Below are 18,563 nucleotides of genomic sequence, written 5' to 3'. Positions count from 1 at the left end.
AATAGAAGAGTAATGCTGCAACTCGCCGCTGCCGGAAAACGATTCGGCCCCAAATTGCTCTTTGACGAGGCCAACTGGCTGATCACCGCCCATGAACGCACTGGGCTGGTGGGCGGCAATGGCACCGGCAAATCCACACTCCTGAAGACCCTGGCCGGCATCGAAACCCTCGACTACGGCGCGCTGCACCGCACCAAGGGCATGACCCTGGGCTATCTGCCGCAGGATGGCCTCAATCTCACCGGCCGCACCGTCTTCAACGAGTGCCTCACGGTCTTTCAATCCCAGCGCGAGATGGAGCGGGAGCTTGAGAAGCTCTCCCAGGCCATGTCAGAGCTGGATCCCACATCCTCCGAATACACCGAGGTCGCCGAGCGTTTTTCTGAGATCAATGACCTCTTTCACGCCCACGACGGTTACGCTCTCGATGCGCAGGTGGGCAGCGTCCTCGGCGGCCTGGGGTTCAGCAAAGAAGATTGGGGCCGGGACACCAGCGAGTTCTCCGGCGGCTGGCAGATGCGTATTGCCCTTGCCAAGCTGCTGCTGCAGAAGCCGTCGCTGCTGCTTCTGGACGAGCCCACGAATCACCTGGATCTGGAGTCGAGGAACTGGCTTGAAGGCTATCTGAAGGGCTATCCGCACGGCTTCATCCTTATTTCGCACGACCGCTACTTCCTCGATGTCACCGTCGAGAAGATCGCGGAGGTCTGGAACAAGCGGCTGCACTTCTACACAGGCGGCTATGAGAAGTACGTCACCCAGAAACAGGAGCGCAAGCAGCAGCTTCTGTCGGCGTACAAAAACCAGCGCGACCACATCGAGCAACTCGAGGCCTTCATCGGCCGCTTCCGCTACCAGGCCACCAAGGCCAAGCAGGTGCAGTCGCGCATCAAGGAGCTCGAAAAGATCGAACGCATCGAGATTCCCGAAGAGGAATCCACCATCCACTTCACCTTCCCGCAACCGCCGGCCAGCGGGCGCACCGTTCTGGAGGCGAAGGGAATGTACAAGTCCTACGGCCCCAAGCAAGTGCTGGAGAACGTAAGCTTCACCATCGACCGCGGCGACCGCATTGCCCTGGTAGGCGCAAACGGAGCCGGTAAATCGACATTGATCCGCCTGCTCTCGCAGCTTGAGCCGCCTACCTCGGGAGAGATCAAGCTGGGCCACAACGTGGCAGGCGATTACTTCGCGCAGGACCAGTACAAGGTGCTCGATCCGCAGGCGAAGATGCTGGACGATATCTCGTCCGCCGCACCAAAGGTGCCTGAGGTCGAACTGCGCGGGCTGCTGGGCTGCTTCCTCTTCTCCGGAGACGACGTCTTCAAGCAGCTTGGCGTGCTCTCCGGCGGCGAGCGCAACCGCTATGCCCTGGCCAAGATGCTGGTTTCGCCGGCGAACTTTCTGCTGATGGACGAGCCCACAAACCACCTCGACCTGCGCGCCAAGGACGTTCTGCTGGAAGCTATCCGCAACTTCACCGGAACGGTGGTCTTCGTCTCACATGACCGCTACTTCATCGACGGCCTGGCGACGAAGGTCTTCGAGGTAGAGGGCGGCCACGTCCATGTCTACCCCGGGAACTACGAAGACTATCTGCGGACCAAAGAAGGACATGCCGCTCCGGCAGAGACGCCGAAGGTGTCTCAGCCGCGCGAGTCGAGGAACGGTAATGATTCCGCAGCCGTACCGCAAACATCGCAGGCGGTTCAGCCCGCGGGCGGCAAGCGCCTGAACCCCATCAAACTGCGTCAACTGGAAGACCGTCTGGGCTCTCTTGAAGAAGAGATTCCGCGCACCGAATCGGCGATAGCGACCACCGAACAGGCCCTCTGTAACTTCGTCTCTGCGGATGAGACGCAGCGGCAGACGGAGCTGCTGGCGCAGCTCCGCGATCAACTACAGTCGCTCATGCAAGAATGGGAAGAGCTCTCGCTCACCCTTGAATCACAGGCATAAGTATGGCTTCGTTGTGGCAACCGAAGAACTGGAGCGAACGTCTGGCCGAGTTGGAGGCACAGACGGGCGATCTGAAAGAGGCCCCGTTACGGCGCGATGTGCGCTCGCTGGGCAAGCTGTTGGGCGATGTCCTTCGCGAACAGGTCGGCGATGAGCTGTTCCAGCTGGTGGAGAAACTGCGTCTCTCCGCCATTGAGCGCCGTGACGCGGATGCAAAGGGCGACACTGCCCGGGCTAACAGCACTCTGCAGCAGACCATCCTCAGCATTCACAGCCTGGATGAGAAGCAGGCCTACCAGTTGGCGCGTGCATTTGCCTTCTACTTTGAGCTCATCAATCTGGCGGAGACGAATCACCGCAAGCGCCGCCGTGTGGCGCACGAGCTGAATCCTTCCACGATCCCACAGCGCGGATCGCTGCGCGGCACTCTGCGGCGCATGAAGCAGGTGGGTTATACCGCCGAACAGGCATACGATCTTCTGGGCCAGTTGCGCGTAACTCCGGTCTTCACCGCGCATCCCACCGAGGTGGCGCGCCGCCTGGTGATGTTCAAGCAGCGCCGCATCAGCTATATCCTCTGGCGGCTGGACCGTATCCCCACCGCGCCTGAGCGTCTTGAGGCCCTGGAGCGAGAGCTCATGGCTGAGATCAGTGCACTGTGGCAGACCAACGATGTGCGCACCGAGCGTCCTTCGGTCCGTGACGAGATCCGCATCGGCCTGGACTACTACGAGGCCTCGCTCTTCGCCACGCTGCCCCGCCTCTATGGAGAGATCTCCGGAGCTCTGGCTGCCGAATACGGCTTGAAGCCCGCGCCTGCCGACCTGCCGATCGTTGTGGACTATGGCTCCTGGATCGGCGGCGACCGCGACGGCAATCCTTACGTCACGCCCGATGTCACGCGCGAAGCCATCACTATGGCTTCGAAGCTGCTACTAAAGCACTACGGCGCGCGGCTGCAGAATCTCTTCGAGCAACTCGGCGCCAGCACCAGGCAGGCGCCGGTCTCGAAGGAGCTGTTGAAGCTGGTGGCCGGCTATGTCAAACAGTTCCACGGCACCGAGCACGAAACCTTGGAGCAGCGCTTTGCGCATGAGCCGGTGCGTCTGCTGGTGATCTGCATCATGATCCGTCTCGGTGCTTCGCCGCGTAGCAGTGTGCCCTTCTCCGGCCTGCCTACATTGCCGCACTATGCAGGCGCCGATGAGTTTCAGCATGACCTGTGTGTGCTGCGCACCAGCCTGATGGAGAATCGCGGCAGCCGTCTCGCGGAGCTTCTGCTCGATCCGCTGCTGCTGGAGGTGCGCACCTATGGTCTGCATCTGCACACGCTCGATATCCGCCAGCACGCCCGCGTTCATGCTGCTGCAGTTGCGGAGCTTGGCGATGTGCAGCGCGTGAACGAAGGCGGACTGCCGAAACAGCTCTCAGCGCAGACGCTGGAGCTGATCGATACAGTGCGCGCCGTTGCCGAGATCAAGCGGAAGTCGCCGCGCGCCATTCGCCAGTACGTCATCAGCGGCGCTACCGAAAAAGAAGATCTGCTCCGCGTCATCTGGCTGGCCCGTATGGGCGGCGTGACGGTGGAAGGCCGTGAAGGCGATCCCGGCCTGAAGCCGGTGCCGCTCTTCGAGTCGATTGAAGATCTGCGCAACGCTCCGCGTATCTGCCGCGATGTCTGGACCAGCGAGGCCTATAAGCCGCTGCTCGAAAGCTGGAACTGCGAGCAGGAGATCATGCTCGGCTACTCCGACTCGAACAAAGACGGTGGCATGATCACCTCGACCTGGGAGATCTACAAGGCGCACCGTGCGCTGCACGATGTTGCCCGCGAGTGTGGCGTGAAGCTGCGTTTGTTCCATGGCCGTGGAGGAACTGTGGGCCGCGGCGGCGGACCGACGCATCGCGCCATCTATGCGCAGCCCTTCGATGGATTCAACGGCCAGTTCCGTATCACCGAACAGGGTGAGGTGATGAACTGGAAGTATTCGGACGTGGTGCTCGCCGAGCGCAACCTGGAGCTGATGCTTGCCGCATCGCTCGATGCACTGGCGCGCCCTGATGCGAAGCTGCAGTGCGATGCCTGTCTGACAGGCATTCTTACTCCAGAGTGGGAAGAGGCGCTGAATGAGCTGAGTGAGACCTCCTATGGTTTCTACCGCTCCAGCATCGTCGAAGACCCCGAGGTCTTTACTTACTTTGAGCAGGCCACGCCGGTAGTTGAGCTGGAGCATGCCAAGATCGGCTCCCGCCCTGCGCGCCGCAGCGGCAAGCGCAATTTTGCTGACCTGCGCGCCATCCCCTGGGTCTTCGGATGGATGCAGAGCCGCCACCTGGTGCCCGCGTGGTTCGGCGTCGGTCATGCACTGGAGGCCTTCGCCGCCAAGGGACCGGAGGCTTTGGCGCTGTTGCAGCAGATGATGCGCGAGTTCCCGCTCTTCATCGACATGCTCCGCAACGTCGAGATGGCGCTGGTGAAGAGCGACTTCGGCATCGCCCGTATGTACGCCGGCCTGGTGAAGGATGAAGAGCTGCGTGAGCGTGTGTGGTCGAAGCTGCTCGCCGAGTTCGAACGGACGAAGAAGATGGTGCTGGCTGTGACAGGACAGACAGAACTGCTTGCCACCAACCCGGTGCTCGCGAGGTCGGTGCGTCTGCGTAATCCGTATGTCGATCCGATGAGTTTGATTCAGGTAGAACTGATGCGGCGTAAGCGCGATGAGGGGGAGACAGACGATCTGAATCGCGCCATTACGGCAACCATCAATGGCATCTCAGCCGGCCTGCGCAACACCGGCTGATGCAAACCCCAAAATAGACAGGGAAGGCCCGCATCCATCTGTTGCGGGCCTTCGTGTTTCTAGCGATGCTGTTTGCCGCTACGGCTTTGCATTGCAGGTGGCTGGCGAAGACTGTTGCCATGGCTGCCGGAACTGTTGCCGGAAGCCTCCTGCGGTTTCATGGGTTGCATGCCGTCGGCGCCGGTATGGGCGGCGTAACTGCGGTCGTGACCTCGGTTATGCACGGGTTCCTTGATGTCCCCGTGTTGTTTGAGTGGAGTCGATTGCCGATTGCTCATCCTCTTCTCCTTTCCGTGGTTTATGCCATGTTTATGCCATACAGCGATCACGCTGCATCTCTCTCGCTCTCGTCTCCGACCTCCAGTGACCTGACAGCCTTGTCCCCGGGTGGGGATGGAGCGCCCCAATCATACTCGCGACCGGGGTATTTTTCTTCCACGTCTGGTGGAGCAATAGCGGGGATGCGGCGCTCGTCTTCGAACAGTTGCCAACCCTGCTCATGCGCGTATTCGCCGGAAAGGCCGCGTGTGCGGTTGGTGAATCCGACGGGTTCGTGATGGGGTGTCTCGACCATCGTCTGTCACCTCCTTTTGAGCGTGGTGAGATGGGGCTGCCCGGCAGGTGGATGCCCGGTTCCGGGAGAAATATGCAAGTGTTTGGCAGGCGCCAGAAACGCCGTAGAATGAAGCGCATGGACTGGAAGAGCAAGCGCGTGACTGCCCTGTTGGAAGCCGCGCTGGTAGAAGACCGCGCAACCGAGGATGAGACAACCCGACTGACGATTGACCCTTCGCTACGAGCTTCGGCGTCGATCCTGGCAAAAGAAGATTGTGTCGTCTCCGGATTGGGGTGTATCCCCGCATTCCTTGAGATCTTTGCCCGGCTCAGCAAGAAGCCTGTCGGGCGTTTCGACGTCATCAGCCACCCGGAGATTTTTGATGGAGTGCGGGTGAAAAAGGGGCAGGCGCTGGCGGTCATCCGTCACAATGCATCGTCTATCCTCTCCTGCGAGCGCGTGATTTTGAACCTGATGCAGCGCATGAGCGGAATTGCGACGCTTACGGCACAGTACGTGCGCGAGGTACAGGGAACGAAGGTCAAGGTGCTGGATACGCGCAAGACGCTGCCCGGAATGCGCCTGCTGGATAAATATGCTGTCGCCTGCGGCGGCGGCACCAACCACCGGCAGGATCTACACGACGGAGTCCTCATCAAAAACAATCACATCTCGCTGGGCGGCGGCATCCCCACGGTGTTGAAGAAGGCGCTGGAAGACCGTCGCGGCGGCCAGAAGATACAGGTCGAGGTCCGCACCTTTACAGAACTGGACCAGGCACTGCTGGGCGGGGCAGAGTCGCTCCTGCTGGACAACATGACTCCCGCCGAGGTCACCAAGGCGGTAAAGGTGATTGGCAAACGGGCGCCGGGGGTGTCCATTGAGGCCAGCGGCAACATGAACTTGAAGACCATCGGCAGCTATGCCAAGACCGGTGTGGACTTCATCAGTGTCGGCGCGCTGACGCACTCCGCTGTTGCCGTCGACCTCAGTATGAAGATCACCGCGGACGTGTACTGATGTACGACCTGGCCGCACTAGGGGCTGAGCTTCGCGGGACGGTCTTTGCCGGCCAGGTCGCATACTTCCCCACGATCGACTCGACCAACACCTATGCCCTGGCGCAGGCGCAGCGGGGAGCTCCTCATGGCAGTGTCTACCTTGCCGGGGAGCAGACGGCGGGCCGGGGACGCGGCGGGCACCAGTGGCACTCGCGCCCACAGGATGGCATCTACGTCAGCGTTCTGGTGCGCCCTTCGCTGAGTTCTGACCGGGCGCTGTGGCTGTCGTTGATTGCCGGCATGGCGGTGAAGGCGGCCATCGAGCAGCCGACTGCTCTGGCAGCCGATATCCGCTGGCCCAACGACGTTTTGCTCCGCGGGAAGAAGTGCGCCGGCATCCTCGTAGAGTCAGTTTTTGCGGGCGATGCGATGCGGTACGCAGTCATCGGCATCGGACTGAATGTGAACCACGAGAGCTTTCCTGAGCCGCTTTCCCAGACGGCCACTTCGCTGCGCCAGGAAGCCGGGCATCCCCACAGTCGAGATGTCCTTCTAACCACTCTGTTGCACGCCCTGCAGGCGGAGTTGACGGCACTAGCGGTGAGTGAAGACGTGCTGGAACGGTTCACCGCGGCCTCCTCCTGGGTGCGGAATAAGCAGGTGAGCGTGGCCGAAGACGAGGGCTATACTGGGGTGACGTGCGGGTTGAACCCCCAGGGGTTTCTGCTGGTTAACACCCGTGACGGCACACGCACGGTCCGCTCCGGCGGTGTGCGTCCTTGCGAATGACCGAAAGGGAAAAGAGGCTAAGAGAGCGCGCAATGCTACTGGCACTCGACGTAGGAAACACCAACATTATGCTGGGCGTGTATGACCGCCCTGAGGCCGGTCAGCCGTCAAAGCTTATCGCCGACTGGCGTGTTACCACCATTCACCATCGCACTGTCGACGAGATGAGCGTTCTTCTGCGAGAGCTCTTTGAGCTGCGCAATCTGAAGATTGAAGATGTAACCGGAATCGCTATCTCCTCCGTCGTCCCGCCCGTCGACCACGTGTTGCGCCGTGTCTCGGAGACGTTATTCAAAATCCGGCCGCTTTTCGTAGAGCCGGGTATTCGAACGGGCCTCGCTGTCCTGGTCGATCATCCTACCGAGGTCGGCGCCGACCGCATTGTGAACTGTGTCGCGGCATTCGAGCGCTATGGCGGTCCCTGCATTGTGGTGGACATGGGCACAGCCACGACCTTCGATGTCGTTTCGGCCAAAGGTGAGTTTCTCGGCGGAGCTATCGCTCCGGGCCTGGGTATCTCCGCCGATGCGCTCTTCAATCTGGCGGCGCGTCTGTCGCGCGTTGAGATCCGCAAGCCGTCCAAGATCATCGGCACCAATACGACCGATAACATTCAGATCGGTCTGTACTACGGCTATATCGGCCTTGTGGATGGCATTCTGGAGCGGATGATTACTGAACTCGCCGCCCCGGTGAAGACAGTTGTGACCGGGGGGCTCGGCAAGCTGATCGCTCCTGGCTCGCGCTATCTCGACACGGTCGACGAGTTGCTTACCCTTGAAGGTCTCCGCATCATCTACGACCGCAACCAGGAGCGCCGCCGCCGGCAGGGCGAAGCTGCGAAGGTGTTGCAGGCGTAGCGGTGCTGAATTACTTCAACTACTTCACTGAGATCGAACAGCGTTTTCAGCAGCGTCGCGGATCGCTTCTTATGCTCTCCACGCTGGACTGGGCTTTGATTGAGACCTGGCGTGAAGCCGGCATCCCACTGGAAGCCGTGCTGCGCGGCATCGATCAGGCCTTCGATAAGTATGACGAGCGCCAGCGACGCGCTTCCCGTGGCATGCGGAAGGTTAACGGCCTGGCATGGTGTGCGCAGGCCGTGATGGAAGCAACCGAGGAGATGAAGGAAGCCGCCATCGGCGCCTCACAGCAATCTAAGGAAGAACAGGACTCCGGCTTCGAGGGTGAGTCTGTCGCGCGCTACCTGGAGTCGAATGCGGGCATCCTTGCGGGCGCGAAACTGGCTGCTCCCGCCGATGCTGTAGCTGCTGAAGTGGCAACCCGTCTCCGTGCGCTGGCCGTGGAGATGCGCGCAACGGCTGGAAATATGGAGCAACTGGATCGCACGCTGACCGTGCTGGAAGAGAAGCTCTTTGCCGGTCTGATGACGGCCGCGCCCGAGGCAGAGCTGACCGCATTGCGCGAACAGGCCGCACGCGAGCTTGCGCCATATCGCAGCCGCATGCAGGCCGTGCAGATTCGCCAGGTGGAGCAGCAGTTCCTGCAGAAACGTATGCTTGAGGCGCGTAATCTTCCACGCCTCTCGCTCTTCTACATGACCCACGACCTATGAAGCTGCGCATCGAGAAGGCCATCTACGGCGGCAACGGTCTCGCCCGCATGACCGAAGGTGAGCAGGCGGGTAAGGCCGTCTTCGTTCCCTTCGCTCTTCCCGGCGAAGTAGTGGATGCCGGCGTTCGCGCATCGAAGAAAGGTTTTTCCGAGGCGGAATTGCTCTCCGTGCTTGAGCCCGCGCCGGAACGCGTTGTCGCACCGTGCCGTCACTTCGGCGTATGCGGCGGATGCCAATATCAGCATGCCGCCTACGAGGCGCAGCTGGCCATGAAACGCGGCATCCTGCGCGAGACCCTGGAGCGCGCAGGTGTACGCCAGCTTCCTGAGATCACCGTCCACTCCGCCGCCTCATGGCACTATCGCAACCGTATTCGCCTGCGCTGCGAGAACAACCGGCTCGGCTACAACCGTCGCGGATCGCATGTCTTTCTACCAATTGCAGAGTGCCCTATCGCCGCGCCCCTGTTGTGGCAGGCAGCCCAGACGCTGATGGAACTTCCGCTGGAAGGCATTGCCGAAGTGGAGCTGTTTACTGATGCCTCTGAAAGCAAACTACAACTCACTCTGCTTGCCGCAAAGCCCATCGCGTCACAGCGTCTGGCGCGGCTCAGTGAAGCATTGCAGGCGAAGGTGCCGCAGCTCATCGGAGCCAGTGTTGTGCAGGCCGATCGTGACCAGCGCGGACATCGCGGTCAGCCGGATGAGTCGGTGGAAGGCCACGTTGCGGCACAGTGGGGTGAGCCCTCTCTGCCGTACGCAGCGGCAGGTCAGAGCTATCGTGTCCAGGCAGGCGGCTTCTTCCAGGTGAACCGTTTTCTCATCGACACGATGGTCTCTCTGGTGACAGCAGATCGTAGCGGGCAGCATGCATGGGATCTCTACGCCGGCGCCGGTCTTTTCACGGCTGCACTCATGCCGCGTTTCGCGCAGGTAACAGCCGTCGAGATCGGCGAGGCCAGCTTCCGCGAGCTGTCATCGCTGGTGACCGCGCCGCATCGTGCCCTTCGCGCTACAACGGCAGAGTTTCTGCGCCGCGGCAAACTGCAGACGCCAGATCTGGTTGTTGTGGACCCGCCCCGTGCGGGTCTGGGGGCAGAGGTCGTCGAGCGGCTCGGCGCCTTACAGGCACGACAGATCGTCTACGTCTCCTGCGATCCTGCAACCTTCTCGCGCGATGCAGCCGGACTGCTACAATCCGGCTACACGTTAGCCGAGCTGCATCTCGTGGACATGTTTCCCCAGACATTTCATCTGGAGACGGTTACCGTCTTCGAGAGATAGTTTTTGCAGGCGTTGTCCATCTGTGCACGGGGCCACATCCATTCTCGATACGTTGTGGCCTCGCTGGGCGATTGAGCCGTTGCGGCTCGGGCGTATTCCTGTCTTTCTTGCCGCTGTAAGCTTCGTCTTCGGCATTCTTCTGGCGCGATGGAACTGGACTCCGATCGGCTGCCTTCTATGGCTTAGCGCGTGTTGTGTTCTTGTGACATGGCTCGCGCTGCGTTATGCCCCGCGGGTCGCGCTCTGGCCTGCGTTGTTGCTTTGGCTGGTAGCGGGCATGTTGTGTCTGGAGCTGGAACCTCGTGCTGCCACTGCATCGGAGTTATCGCAGTATGCCGATCGACTGAGTCGCCAGATCACTGCGCAGGTGGTCCGTGTCCAGCCGCTTAGCGCCGCAGCTTATGCTCCCGAAACCTTTGATCCCGAGGCGCTGGAAGAAGAGTCTGCGCCGAAGCATGCAAAGCTCCTTGCCGTGGATCTTGCGGTCGACAGCGTCGAAGAGGTGAAGCCCGAGACATCGCGCATGCTGCCGGTGAAGGGAGGCCTTCGTCTCTATGTGCAGGCTGCCGACGTGACCGGGCTTCCGCGTCTGCATTGCGGTGACAGGCTCGCGTTTGCCGCGCAGATGCGCACAGCGGAACGCTATCTCGACCAGGGCGTGTGGCAGTATGCCGATTACCTGGGACAGCAGGGAATCGCCGCCACCGCCAGCATTCATGCAACCGTGCTGCAGCCAACGCCGGCGTCTCATGCTGGGTTTACCTGTATGTTGCATGCCTGGGCAACGTGGTCAGCCGGTCGCCTGCAGCGCGTAGCCGACTCCCGCGGAAACCGCATGCTGCCAACCATGCTGCGACTCACGCAGGATGATGCCGGCATGCTGAGCGCCATGCTCTTTGGTGACCGCACGCTGTTGGATCACCGCATGCGTCTTGCCTTTGAGCGTACCGGCACCTTCCATGTCTTCGTCGTCGCCGGGATGCATCTGGCTCTGCTGGCAGCGATGATCTACATGTTGCTGCCGCGTCGTCTTCCGGAAGGCGGGCGTGTGTTGATCACGATTGGACTTACAACGATCTATGCCTTGCTCACCGGCTTCCAGCCGCCGGTGCAGCGCGCGTTGACCATGACGGTTGTCTTCCTGCTCACACGCTGGCTCTCCCGCGAGCCCAGCACATTGAACGCCCTTGGCCTTGCGGCGGTTGTAGTGATTGCGGAAGCACCACACCTGATCTTTGAAGCCAGCCTGCAGATGTCGCTGCTGGTCATCATCGCTATCGGAGGGATCGCCGTGCCTCTGCTTGAGCGCACCGTGCAGCCGTATCTCCGGGCGACGCAGAGGCTGCGTCTGGTGCAACTCGATACCGGTTTTCCTCCGCGGATTGCGCACTTCCGTGTATTGCTGCGAATGTACGGGCGGCCCGTGGGATGGATCCTTGGAGCATGGGCTCGCAGCCTGCCCGCATGGATCGTACGTGCTGCACTACATCTCGTGGAACTCGCCTTTGTCAGTCTTGTAGCCGAGATGGTGATGGCACTGCCCATGGCCGTCTACTTCCATCGCCTCACTCTCTTCTCTGTGCCACTCAACCTGCTTTGCGTGCCGCTTCTGGGAATGTTGATGCCGACGGCAATCGTGGCCTTTCTTGCATCCTTGCTCTCACCGTGGCTGGCGATTCTTCCCGCGGCAGCGGCATCGCTGCTACTGCATGCCATGACCAAGATCGCGCAGCGGGTCAGTTACGCGCCCGCGGTCGATCTCCGCATGCCTGCACCGCCGGTGTGGGCCATGCTCTTTGCTCTTGCATGCTGGGGCGGGTGTTTGTGGCTGGTACGGCGCCGTGGCCGCTGGGTATGGCTGACGGCCGTCCTGCTTCCAGTGGCGATGCTTGCGGTCACGTGGGCTTACCGCGCCCCGCTGCATCAAGGACAACTGGAAGTCACGGCGCTCGATGTCGGCCAGGGAGACTCCATCCTGCTGGCCGCACCGCACGGAGCAACCATGCTGATCGATGCAGGAGGTCAGGTCGGTTCCACGCAGCCCTCCAACGGAGGCTGGGATATCGGCGAAGAGGTAGTCTCCCCTTATCTCTGGTCTCGTGGAATCCGCACGCTGGATGTGGTTGCCCTCACCCATGCGCACAGCGATCACATGGGCGGTATGGCTGCCGTCCTGCGAAACTTTCATCCACGTGAATTGTGGGTCAGTGTGAACGCCGGTTCGGCATCGTTCCATCGTCTCTTGCAGCAGGCGCGCGAGCAGGGAACTATCGTGCGCTGGCTGCATGCTCCCGACTCGCTGACCTGGGACGGTATGCACGTGCAAGTGCTGGCTCCACAGGCATCTGCACCCAATGGCCTTGGGCCGATCAATAACGACTCTCTGGTGATGGAGATCGACTACGGCCGCGCCTCCGTGCTGCTGGAAGGCGACGCAGAGCGGCAGAGCGAAGCTACGATGCTCTCATCGAGCATGGTTCATCCGGTCACGCTGCTGAAGGTTAGCCATCACGGCAGCCTCTCCTCCACAACGCCGGAGCTGTTGCAGGCGCTGCATCCCGGCTACGCCGTCATCTCCGCCGGAAGACATAACCGCTTCGGCCATCCGCGTATGGAGATCCTGCAGCGGCTGCAAACAGCACAAGTCCGTACGGAGCGTACGGACCTGCGTGGTGCTTCTACTTTTCTGCTGCGTGACGATGGCAGCGTCACTACAGATTGAGCTTCTTGAAGACCGACTCCGGAATATGGCGGATCACAAACATGATGATCTTCCAGATGCCGGGCACGTACAGGACATCTTTTTTCGCGTGGATCGCGTCGACGATGCTCTGCGCTACCTTATCCGGATCGGCGAACTTCTCGCTGCCCTTCATGCCCATGGTCATCGCGGTCTTTACCGGACCGGGCTTGATGGTGAGCACCGTGACACCCTGGCGGTCCACACGGTTGCGCAGGCCATCCAGGAAGGCGCTCAGACCCGCCTTCGAAGAGCCGTAGACGTAGTTGGATTTACGTCCGCGCTCACCGGCTACGGAAGAGATCACTGCCAGCACACCGCGGCCCTGCTTGACGAAGTAGTTCGACAGCCAGGTGCACAGCGAGACCGGCGACAGGAAGTTGGTGTACAGCACCTGTGCGGCGGCGTTGAAGTCTTCTTCCGACTGCTGCTGCTCGCCCATGATGCCGTGGGCAAGATAGGCAACATCCAGCCCGCCCAGTGCGTTGATGGAGTCGGCCAACAGTTGCGGATGCCGCGCAGTGTCATCCAGATCGGCAACCGCTGTCTCCACAAGTCTGGCTCCGCGCGCCCGCAGATCGGCGGCCACGGCGGCCAGCTTATCTGCGCTGCGGCCTACCAGCACCAGGCTTGCGCCCTGTTTGGCCCATACGCGGCACGTAGCTTCAGCAATGCCGGAGGTTGCCCCCAGTACAAGAACTCGTTCGCTCATTGGTGTTGTTCTATTCCTCTCGTGTCACGCGCTCCCAGAAGCTGGAGGAGAGCAGCGGGTCTTTGTAGCGTAGGAACTGCTGCCACTCTGGATAACTCTTCTGGTACTGCGTAGCGGTCATGCGGGCATCTTTCGCCGGATACAGCTTGCCGCCGAACTCCAGCGTCATCTGGGCCAGGCGGTCGAAGAGCGGGAAGCTCTTGCCAGGCTTGATGGGAAAGTCCAGCGCCAGCGTAATGCCAGGCTGCGGGAAGCTGAGCAGGCCGGGCGACGGAACATCGCCGAAGGCCTTCAGCACAGCCAGGAAGGACGCGAGGCCGCTCTTGGCAACTTCGTTCAGGATGGCGATGGTGCCCTCGCGCGCATGCTCCCATGGAATGGCGTACTGAAACTGCAGCAGGCCGCTGGTGCCGTACATGCGGTTCCACTTCAACACCTTATCCAGTGGATAGAAGAACGGCTCGTAGTCCTGCAGCGCGGTGACGCGCTTCTTCATCTGCTTATGGAAGAAGACCGTGTTGAACGCGGCGACCGAAGCAGAGTTGAGCATGAAGCCCGGAGCTTCGATCGGGAAGATCAGCTTCGGCTCGGGCGAAGGCTTCAGCTCTCCCGGATTGCGGGTGTGGTCGCCTTGCATGAAGACGCCGCGGGCAAAGTTCTTGCCGGTCGAGGAACAATCAATCCAGCTCACTGTGTATTCCACGTGCTTGCTGGCTTCAGTCAGCGCGAGGAATTCGTCGACGCCGTGAAACTGGATTCCCTCGTAGTCGATCTTGCGGCTGACGATGGGCTTCATTTTCAGCTTCGCCCAGGTGATGACGCCGGTGAGGCCCAGACCGCCGATGGTAGCGGCATACCAGTCAGGATTTTCTGTCGCGGAGCAGCGCAGATGGGTCCCATCGGAACGCACCAGCTCAAACTCCGGCACATGGCAGCCGAAGGTGCCGGCAACGTGATGGTTCTTGCCGTGAATGTCGTTGGCGATCGCTCCGCCCAGGGTCACGTACTTCGTGCCGGGGGTGACGGGCAGAAAGTAGCCGCGCGGAACGCAGAAGTCCAGAATCTGCGCCAGCGTCATGCCGGCCTCGGCCGTCAGTATGCCGGTCTCAGGATCCCAGCCCAGGATACGGTTCATCCCGGTGGTGACCATCAGATTGCCGTCTTTCAGCAGGCAGACGTCGCCGTAGCTGCGGCCCATGCCCACGGCAAGTGCGCCGTTATGCATACCGCCGTATCTGGAAACGATGGCGGGAAAGTCGCTTTGCCACTGCAGGGGAACAACGTTTGCGTTGTATTTCGGATAGCGTCCCCATGGTTCAAAGGGAGGCTTTCCGGTCATCTGGTCGTCGCTCTGGTCAGGTACGCTCAAGGTTCTTTGAGGGGATCCGGCGGCAGTGGCCATGAAGACAGAATAGCTGATGGAGTTTACGAAACCGCAAAAACTCGAAGCAGCTTCGGCCTGATCCCCATTTTGTTTGTCATTTCGGAGCCGTAGCGGAGAAATCTGCTTTTACGCGGTTCCGTTCCGTAGGTGCTTTATCGGTAGCCGACAAACTAATGGGCGCGACCGAAGTCGCGCCCATTAGTTTGAAACTTTGCAGCGGTTACTTACGCAACCTGCTTGGCGGCGGCGTTGGCATCCTTGGCCTGCTGGGCCAGGGCGGTGAAGCCCGCGGCGTCGTTGACGGCGATGTCGGCCAGAACCTTGCGATCCAGCTCAATGCCGGCCTTCTTCAGGCCGCTGATGAACTGCGAGTAGCTCAGGCCATTCAGCTTGGCGGCGGCGCCGATACGGACGATCCACAGCGAGCGGAACTGACGCTTCTTCTGCTTACGGCCGGTGTAGGCAAACTTCAGTCCACGCTCAACAGCTTCCTGCGCTGCCTGGTAGAGCTTCGATTTTGTGAGGAAGTAACCACTTGCGCGCTTAAGAATCTTTTTGCGCCGGTCACTGCGTTTTGTGCCACGTTTTACGCGAGGCATCGTGTTTCTCCTTTTGCGTACTTCGTTTTGGCGGCTGGAGGTGAGAGTACCTCTTCACGCGCTTGCTGCTTCAGGTCTGATGTCGGTGTTGCACCCTTGTGCTCACCGAGGGGCCGGTACGCTTTTCTTGGCCCGTTGCTGTCTCCAGCGGCTCAACCTGAAATGGTTCAGATTCTGCCTACGCTCACGCGTAGGGAATCATGCGGCTGACCTTTGCGTGGTCGCCGTCGGAGACATAAGACGACTTGCCGAGCTTGCGCTTCGTCTTGCTCTCCTTCGAGGTGAGGATGTGGCGCATCTTCGACTGACCGCGCTTGATCTTGCCGGTACCAGTCTTCTTGAAGCGCTTGGCCGCACCTGAGTGTGTCTTGAGCTTAGGCATGGTTTCCCTTACGGAGTTACTGCATTGGACAACGTTTTTCAGTATACCCCAGATTCTGCTTGCGCTGGCCCTCTTCCGCCGGGTTGCACCACGGCTGCAGCAGTGTCCCGGCCGGTTCGATAGACTAGGCCTGTGCAGGTGCTGCCGCTCACGGGCGGCGGTTAAACGGGAAGCCGGTGTGAATCCGGCGCTGTCCCGCAGCGGTAATGGGAACGAAGGATGCATCATCGCACTGGCTCCTGGCGGAGCTGGGAAGCGGCATCTTGTAGGCAGCCCAAAGTCCGAAGACCGGCCTGCCGCCACCACCGTGGAGGAGCAGGCACGGCCTTCTCCCACTGCGGCGTGCGCTTGTGGATGCTGGTCTCGTGGATTGGACTTTGCAGACGATCTCTTTTGCTTTCTGCTGTTTAGGCAGAGGCGTAGAGACTGCGCACGGGTGGTTCCCGGCGGAAGAACCGCTGACAAGGAACCTGCATATGACTACCGCAAAACTGACGACTGCGAATCTGGGCTTTCCCCGCATGGGACTCCATCGCGAGCTGAAGTTCGCCCTTGAGTCCTTCTGGAGCGGCAAGACCGGGGAAGACGACCTTCTTGCCGTCGCCCGCGATCTTCGCCGCAGGCACTGGCTGCTGCAGCAGCAGGCTGGCATCGGCATTATCCCTTCCAGCGACTTGAGCCTCTACGACCAGGTGCTCGACGCGATGGTGCTCCTCGGAGCCACGCCCGCCCGTTATGGCGAGGCCCAGATCGATGGAGCCAGGGCCAGCCTGCGCCAGTACTTCGACATGGCCCGCAACAGCGCCGAGCAGCCGGCTCTGGAGATGACCAAGTGGTTCGATACCAACTACCACTACCTCGTCCCCGAGTGGTCCGCCGGGCTGCACTTCCAGGCCAACCCCACCGGAGTCGTCGAAGCGTTCGAAGCAGCACGGTCCCTCGGCATCGCCACCCGGCCGGTGCTCATTGGTCCCATTACGCTGCTGTTGCTCGGCAAGAGCGTTGACGGAATTGAACCGCTGAGCCTGCTGCCGAAGCTGCTGACCGCGTATGAAACCGTCCTGCGCGCACTGGTTGAGGCAGGAGCAACCCAGGTCCAGCTCGATGAGCCTATGCTGGTCACGGATCTCGCTCCGGAGTGGCAGCAGGTGTATGACACGGCCTACGCCGTACTGGCCATGCAGCCGCTGCAGATCACGGTGGCCACCTACTTCGGCGCGCTGGGCGACAACCTGGAGATCGCAGCAACCCTTCCGGTAAGCGGGCTGCACATCGATCTCGTGCGTGCTCCGCAGCAACTGGATGCCGTACTCGCGGCGCTTCCGCCGGAGAAGACGCTGTCCCTTGGAGTTGTCGATGGCCGCAACATCTGGCGCACAGAGTATGCCGCGGTGAAGCCCCTGATCGACCGCGCTGTTGGTGTGCTCGGTCCGCAGAGGGTAGTTGTGGCTCCATCGTGCAGCCTGCTGCATGTGCCGGTCGATAAGACCGGAGAAGACAAGCTCCCCGAGGGCCTCTTCGAACGGCTCAGCTTTGCCGTACAGAAGCTCGGCGAGGTGCGCCATCTGGCTACGGCCGATACTCTGGCGTTCGCCGCCAATGCTGCTCACTTTGAGGAACAGCGCCGCGCGGCGCGGCCAAGCCAGGTTCGTGAGAAGTTGGCCACGCTCAACGAGACGGATTTCAGTCGTCCGCAGACGTATGCGGAACGTGCTCCGCTGCAACGTGCTGCGTTGCATCTGCCGCTGCTGCCGACAACGACCATCGGCAGCTTCCCGCAGACACAGGAAGTGCGCAGCCGCCGCGCTGCCTGGCGCAAGGGGCAGATCGACGACGCGACATACGAGAGGTTCCTGGAGGAAGCGACGGCAGAGTGCATCCGCCGTCAGGAAGAGCTGGGGCTGGATGTGCTGGTGCATGGTGAGTTCGAGCGCAACGACATGGTCGAGTACTTCGGCGAGCAGCTCGACGGCTTCGCCTTCACGAAGAACGGTTGGGTGCAGAGCTATGGTTCCCGCTGTGTGAAGCCGCCTGTCATCTATGCCGACGTGCATCGCCCGGAGCCGATGACAGTGCGCTGGTCGAAGTTCGCGCAGTCGTTGACCTCGAAGCCGATGAAGGGCATGCTCACCGGGCCGGTGACGATTCTGCAGTGGTCGTTCGTCCGTAATGACATTCCCGAGAGCGAGACCACCTTCCAGATCGCCCTTGCTCTGCGCGAAGAGATTGAAGATCTGGAGCGCGCGGGGATCGGCGTAATCCAGGTCGATGAGCCGGCGTTGCGTGAAGGGCTGCCGCTTCGGAAGAGCGAGTATGCGGCATATCTCGAGTGGGCAGTGAAGGCTTTCCGGTTGGCCACCAGCTCGGTGAAGCCTGAGACCCAGGTGCATACCCACATGTGCTACGCCGAGTTCGAGACCATCCTGCCTGCCATCGCGGCGCTGGATGCGGATGTCATCTCGATGGAGTCGGCGCGCTCGAAGATGGCTCTGTTGCGGGACTTCAAAGCACAGGGCTATCCCAACGAGATCGGCCCGGGTGTCTGGGACATCCATGCGACTCGTGTGCCCTCGCAGGACGAGATCCACAGCCTGCTGGACATGGCGCTGGTGTCGCTGAAGGCGGATCAGCTATGGGTCAACCCTGACTGCGGCCTCAAGACCCGTCAGTGGCCGGAGACGGAGGCTTCGTTGCAGAACATGGTGGCGGCTGCGAAGGCTGTGCGGGAGGAGTTGGCAACGGAGTAGTGGCTGACAGGGGATATCGACAAGTTCGAATAAC

At 61.0% G+C, this 18,563-nt stretch carries 15 protein-coding genes and 1 riboswitch; of the genes, 9 read left to right on the top strand and 6 right to left on the bottom strand.

Annotation, left to right across the window (positions count from 1 at the left end):
* Window positions 1-12 precede the first annotated feature (12 nt).
* Window positions 13-1,959 carry an ABC-F family ATP-binding cassette domain-containing protein gene (locus tag FTW19_RS25145; RefSeq protein ID WP_147650294.1) on the top strand — a complete coding sequence of 649 codons (1,947 nt, stop codon included), beginning with the start codon at window positions 13-15 and terminating at the stop codon, window positions 1,957-1,959.
* A gap of 2 nt (window positions 1,960-1,961) precedes the next feature.
* Complete coding sequence (locus tag FTW19_RS25140) at window positions 1,962-4,760, top strand: phosphoenolpyruvate carboxylase (RefSeq protein ID WP_147650293.1); 2,799 nt, start codon at window positions 1,962-1,964, stop codon at window positions 4,758-4,760.
* A gap of 59 nt (window positions 4,761-4,819) precedes the next feature.
* Here FTW19_RS25140 and FTW19_RS25135 read toward each other — a convergent pair whose 3' ends face one another.
* The gene (locus tag FTW19_RS25135; RefSeq protein ID WP_147650292.1) at window positions 4,820-5,038 is read right to left on the bottom strand and encodes a hypothetical protein; all 219 of its coding nucleotides are present in this window, start codon (window positions 5,036-5,038) and stop codon (window positions 4,820-4,822) included.
* A gap of 47 nt (window positions 5,039-5,085) precedes the next feature.
* A complete protein-coding gene (locus FTW19_RS25130) occupies window positions 5,086-5,334 on the bottom strand; it encodes a hypothetical protein (RefSeq protein ID WP_147650291.1) in 249 nt (82 codons plus the stop codon).
* A 108-nt stretch (window positions 5,335-5,442) separates the two neighbouring features.
* Between FTW19_RS25130 and nadC the strand changes: the two genes are divergently transcribed.
* The 6 genes from nadC to FTW19_RS25100 are packed head-to-tail and all read left to right on the top strand — an operon-like array spanning window position 5,443 to window position 12,687.
* Window positions 5,443-6,336, top strand: coding sequence for a carboxylating nicotinate-nucleotide diphosphorylase (gene nadC / locus FTW19_RS25125; RefSeq protein ID WP_348641834.1), 894 nt, complete (start codon window positions 5,443-5,445; stop codon window positions 6,334-6,336).
* On the top strand, window positions 6,336-7,106 hold the full coding sequence (locus tag FTW19_RS25120) for a biotin--[acetyl-CoA-carboxylase] ligase (protein WP_147650290.1): 771 nt from the start codon (window positions 6,336-6,338) through the stop codon (window positions 7,104-7,106). The genes nadC and FTW19_RS25120 overlap by 1 nt, the downstream gene beginning before the upstream one ends.
* A gap of 32 nt (window positions 7,107-7,138) precedes the next feature.
* Window positions 7,139-7,966 (top strand): type III pantothenate kinase, encoded by an 828-nt coding sequence (locus FTW19_RS25115; protein WP_147650289.1) that lies wholly within the window; start codon window positions 7,139-7,141, stop codon window positions 7,964-7,966.
* 2 nt (window positions 7,967-7,968) lie between these two features.
* Window positions 7,969-8,682 carry a hypothetical protein gene (locus FTW19_RS25110; RefSeq protein ID WP_147650288.1) on the top strand — a complete coding sequence of 238 codons (714 nt, stop codon included), beginning with the start codon at window positions 7,969-7,971 and terminating at the stop codon, window positions 8,680-8,682.
* Entirely contained in the window at window positions 8,679-9,965 is a 1,287-nt protein-coding gene (gene rlmD, locus FTW19_RS25105; protein WP_147650287.1) for a 23S rRNA (uracil(1939)-C(5))-methyltransferase RlmD, read from the top strand. Before FTW19_RS25110 ends, rlmD begins: the two co-directional genes overlap by 4 nt.
* A 22-nt stretch (window positions 9,966-9,987) precedes the next feature.
* Window positions 9,988-12,687, top strand: coding sequence for a DNA internalization-related competence protein ComEC/Rec2 (locus FTW19_RS25100; protein ID WP_147650286.1), 2,700 nt, complete (start codon window positions 9,988-9,990; stop codon window positions 12,685-12,687).
* Here the strand turns inward: FTW19_RS25100 and FTW19_RS25095 are convergent.
* From FTW19_RS25095 to rpmI, 4 genes are all read right to left on the bottom strand, one after another.
* Entirely contained in the window at window positions 12,677-13,417 is a 741-nt protein-coding gene (locus FTW19_RS25095) for an SDR family oxidoreductase (RefSeq protein WP_147650285.1), read from the bottom strand. The genes FTW19_RS25100 and FTW19_RS25095 overlap by 11 nt on opposite strands.
* 10 nt (window positions 13,418-13,427) lie before the next feature.
* The gene (locus FTW19_RS25090) at window positions 13,428-14,756 is read right to left on the bottom strand and encodes an FAD-binding oxidoreductase (RefSeq protein ID WP_246153777.1); all 1,329 of its coding nucleotides are present in this window, start codon (window positions 14,754-14,756) and stop codon (window positions 13,428-13,430) included.
* Window positions 14,757-15,025: 269 nt separating this feature from the next.
* Window positions 15,026-15,400 (bottom strand): 50S ribosomal protein L20, encoded by a 375-nt coding sequence (gene rplT / locus FTW19_RS25085; protein ID WP_147650283.1) that lies wholly within the window; start codon window positions 15,398-15,400, stop codon window positions 15,026-15,028.
* Between the two features lie 184 nt (window positions 15,401-15,584).
* Entirely contained in the window at window positions 15,585-15,782 is a 198-nt protein-coding gene (gene rpmI, locus FTW19_RS25080; protein WP_147650282.1) for a 50S ribosomal protein L35, read from the bottom strand.
* A gap of 119 nt (window positions 15,783-15,901) precedes the next feature.
* A riboswitch (cobalamin riboswitch) is annotated at window positions 15,902-16,093 on the top strand.
* A 165-nt stretch (window positions 16,094-16,258) separates the two neighbouring features.
* Here rpmI and metE point away from each other — a divergent pair.
* On the top strand, window positions 16,259-18,529 hold the full coding sequence (gene metE / locus FTW19_RS25075) for a 5-methyltetrahydropteroyltriglutamate--homocysteine S-methyltransferase (RefSeq protein ID WP_147650281.1): 2,271 nt from the start codon (window positions 16,259-16,261) through the stop codon (window positions 18,527-18,529).
* Window positions 18,530-18,563: the final 34 nt, after the last annotated feature.

The sequence above is a fragment of the Terriglobus albidus genome, assembly GCF_008000815.1.
GTDB lineage: Bacteria > Acidobacteriota > Terriglobia > Terriglobales > Acidobacteriaceae > Terriglobus > Terriglobus albidus_A.
The sequence above is the reverse complement of the archived record's forward strand: the minus strand, read 5'-3'. Positions and strand labels throughout refer to the sequence as shown.

What these genes read in the sequence shown, in the direction of transcription:
- rpmI (WP_147650282.1), bottom strand. Translation starts at nt 15,782, where the DNA reads ATGCCTAAGCTCAAGACACACTCAGGTGCGGCCAAGCGCTTCAAGAAG.
- FTW19_RS25145 (WP_147650294.1), top strand. Translation starts at nt 13, where the DNA reads ATGCTGCAACTCGCCGCTGCCGGAAAACGATTCGGCCCCAAATTGCTC.
- FTW19_RS25140 (WP_147650293.1), top strand. Translation starts at nt 1,962, where the DNA reads ATGGCTTCGTTGTGGCAACCGAAGAACTGGAGCGAACGTCTGGCCGAG.
- FTW19_RS25120 (WP_147650290.1), top strand. Translation starts at nt 6,336, where the DNA reads ATGTACGACCTGGCCGCACTAGGGGCTGAGCTTCGCGGGACGGTCTTT.
- FTW19_RS25135 (WP_147650292.1), bottom strand. Translation starts at nt 5,038, where the DNA reads ATGAGCAATCGGCAATCGACTCCACTCAAACAACACGGGGACATCAAG.
- metE (WP_147650281.1), top strand. Translation starts at nt 16,259, where the DNA reads ATGACTACCGCAAAACTGACGACTGCGAATCTGGGCTTTCCCCGCATG.
- rplT (WP_147650283.1), bottom strand. Translation starts at nt 15,400, where the DNA reads ATGCCTCGCGTAAAACGTGGCACAAAACGCAGTGACCGGCGCAAAAAG.
- nadC (WP_348641834.1), top strand. Translation starts at nt 5,443, where the DNA reads ATGAAGCGCATGGACTGGAAGAGCAAGCGCGTGACTGCCCTGTTGGAA.
- rlmD (WP_147650287.1), top strand. Translation starts at nt 8,679, where the DNA reads ATGAAGCTGCGCATCGAGAAGGCCATCTACGGCGGCAACGGTCTCGCC.
- FTW19_RS25095 (WP_147650285.1), bottom strand. Translation starts at nt 13,417, where the DNA reads ATGAGCGAACGAGTTCTTGTACTGGGGGCAACCTCCGGCATTGCTGAA.
- FTW19_RS25090 (WP_246153777.1), bottom strand. Translation starts at nt 14,756, where the DNA reads ATGACCGGAAAGCCTCCCTTTGAACCATGGGGACGCTATCCGAAATAC.
- FTW19_RS25130 (WP_147650291.1), bottom strand. Translation starts at nt 5,334, where the DNA reads ATGGTCGAGACACCCCATCACGAACCCGTCGGATTCACCAACCGCACA.
- FTW19_RS25115 (WP_147650289.1), top strand. Translation starts at nt 7,139, where the DNA reads ATGCTACTGGCACTCGACGTAGGAAACACCAACATTATGCTGGGCGTG.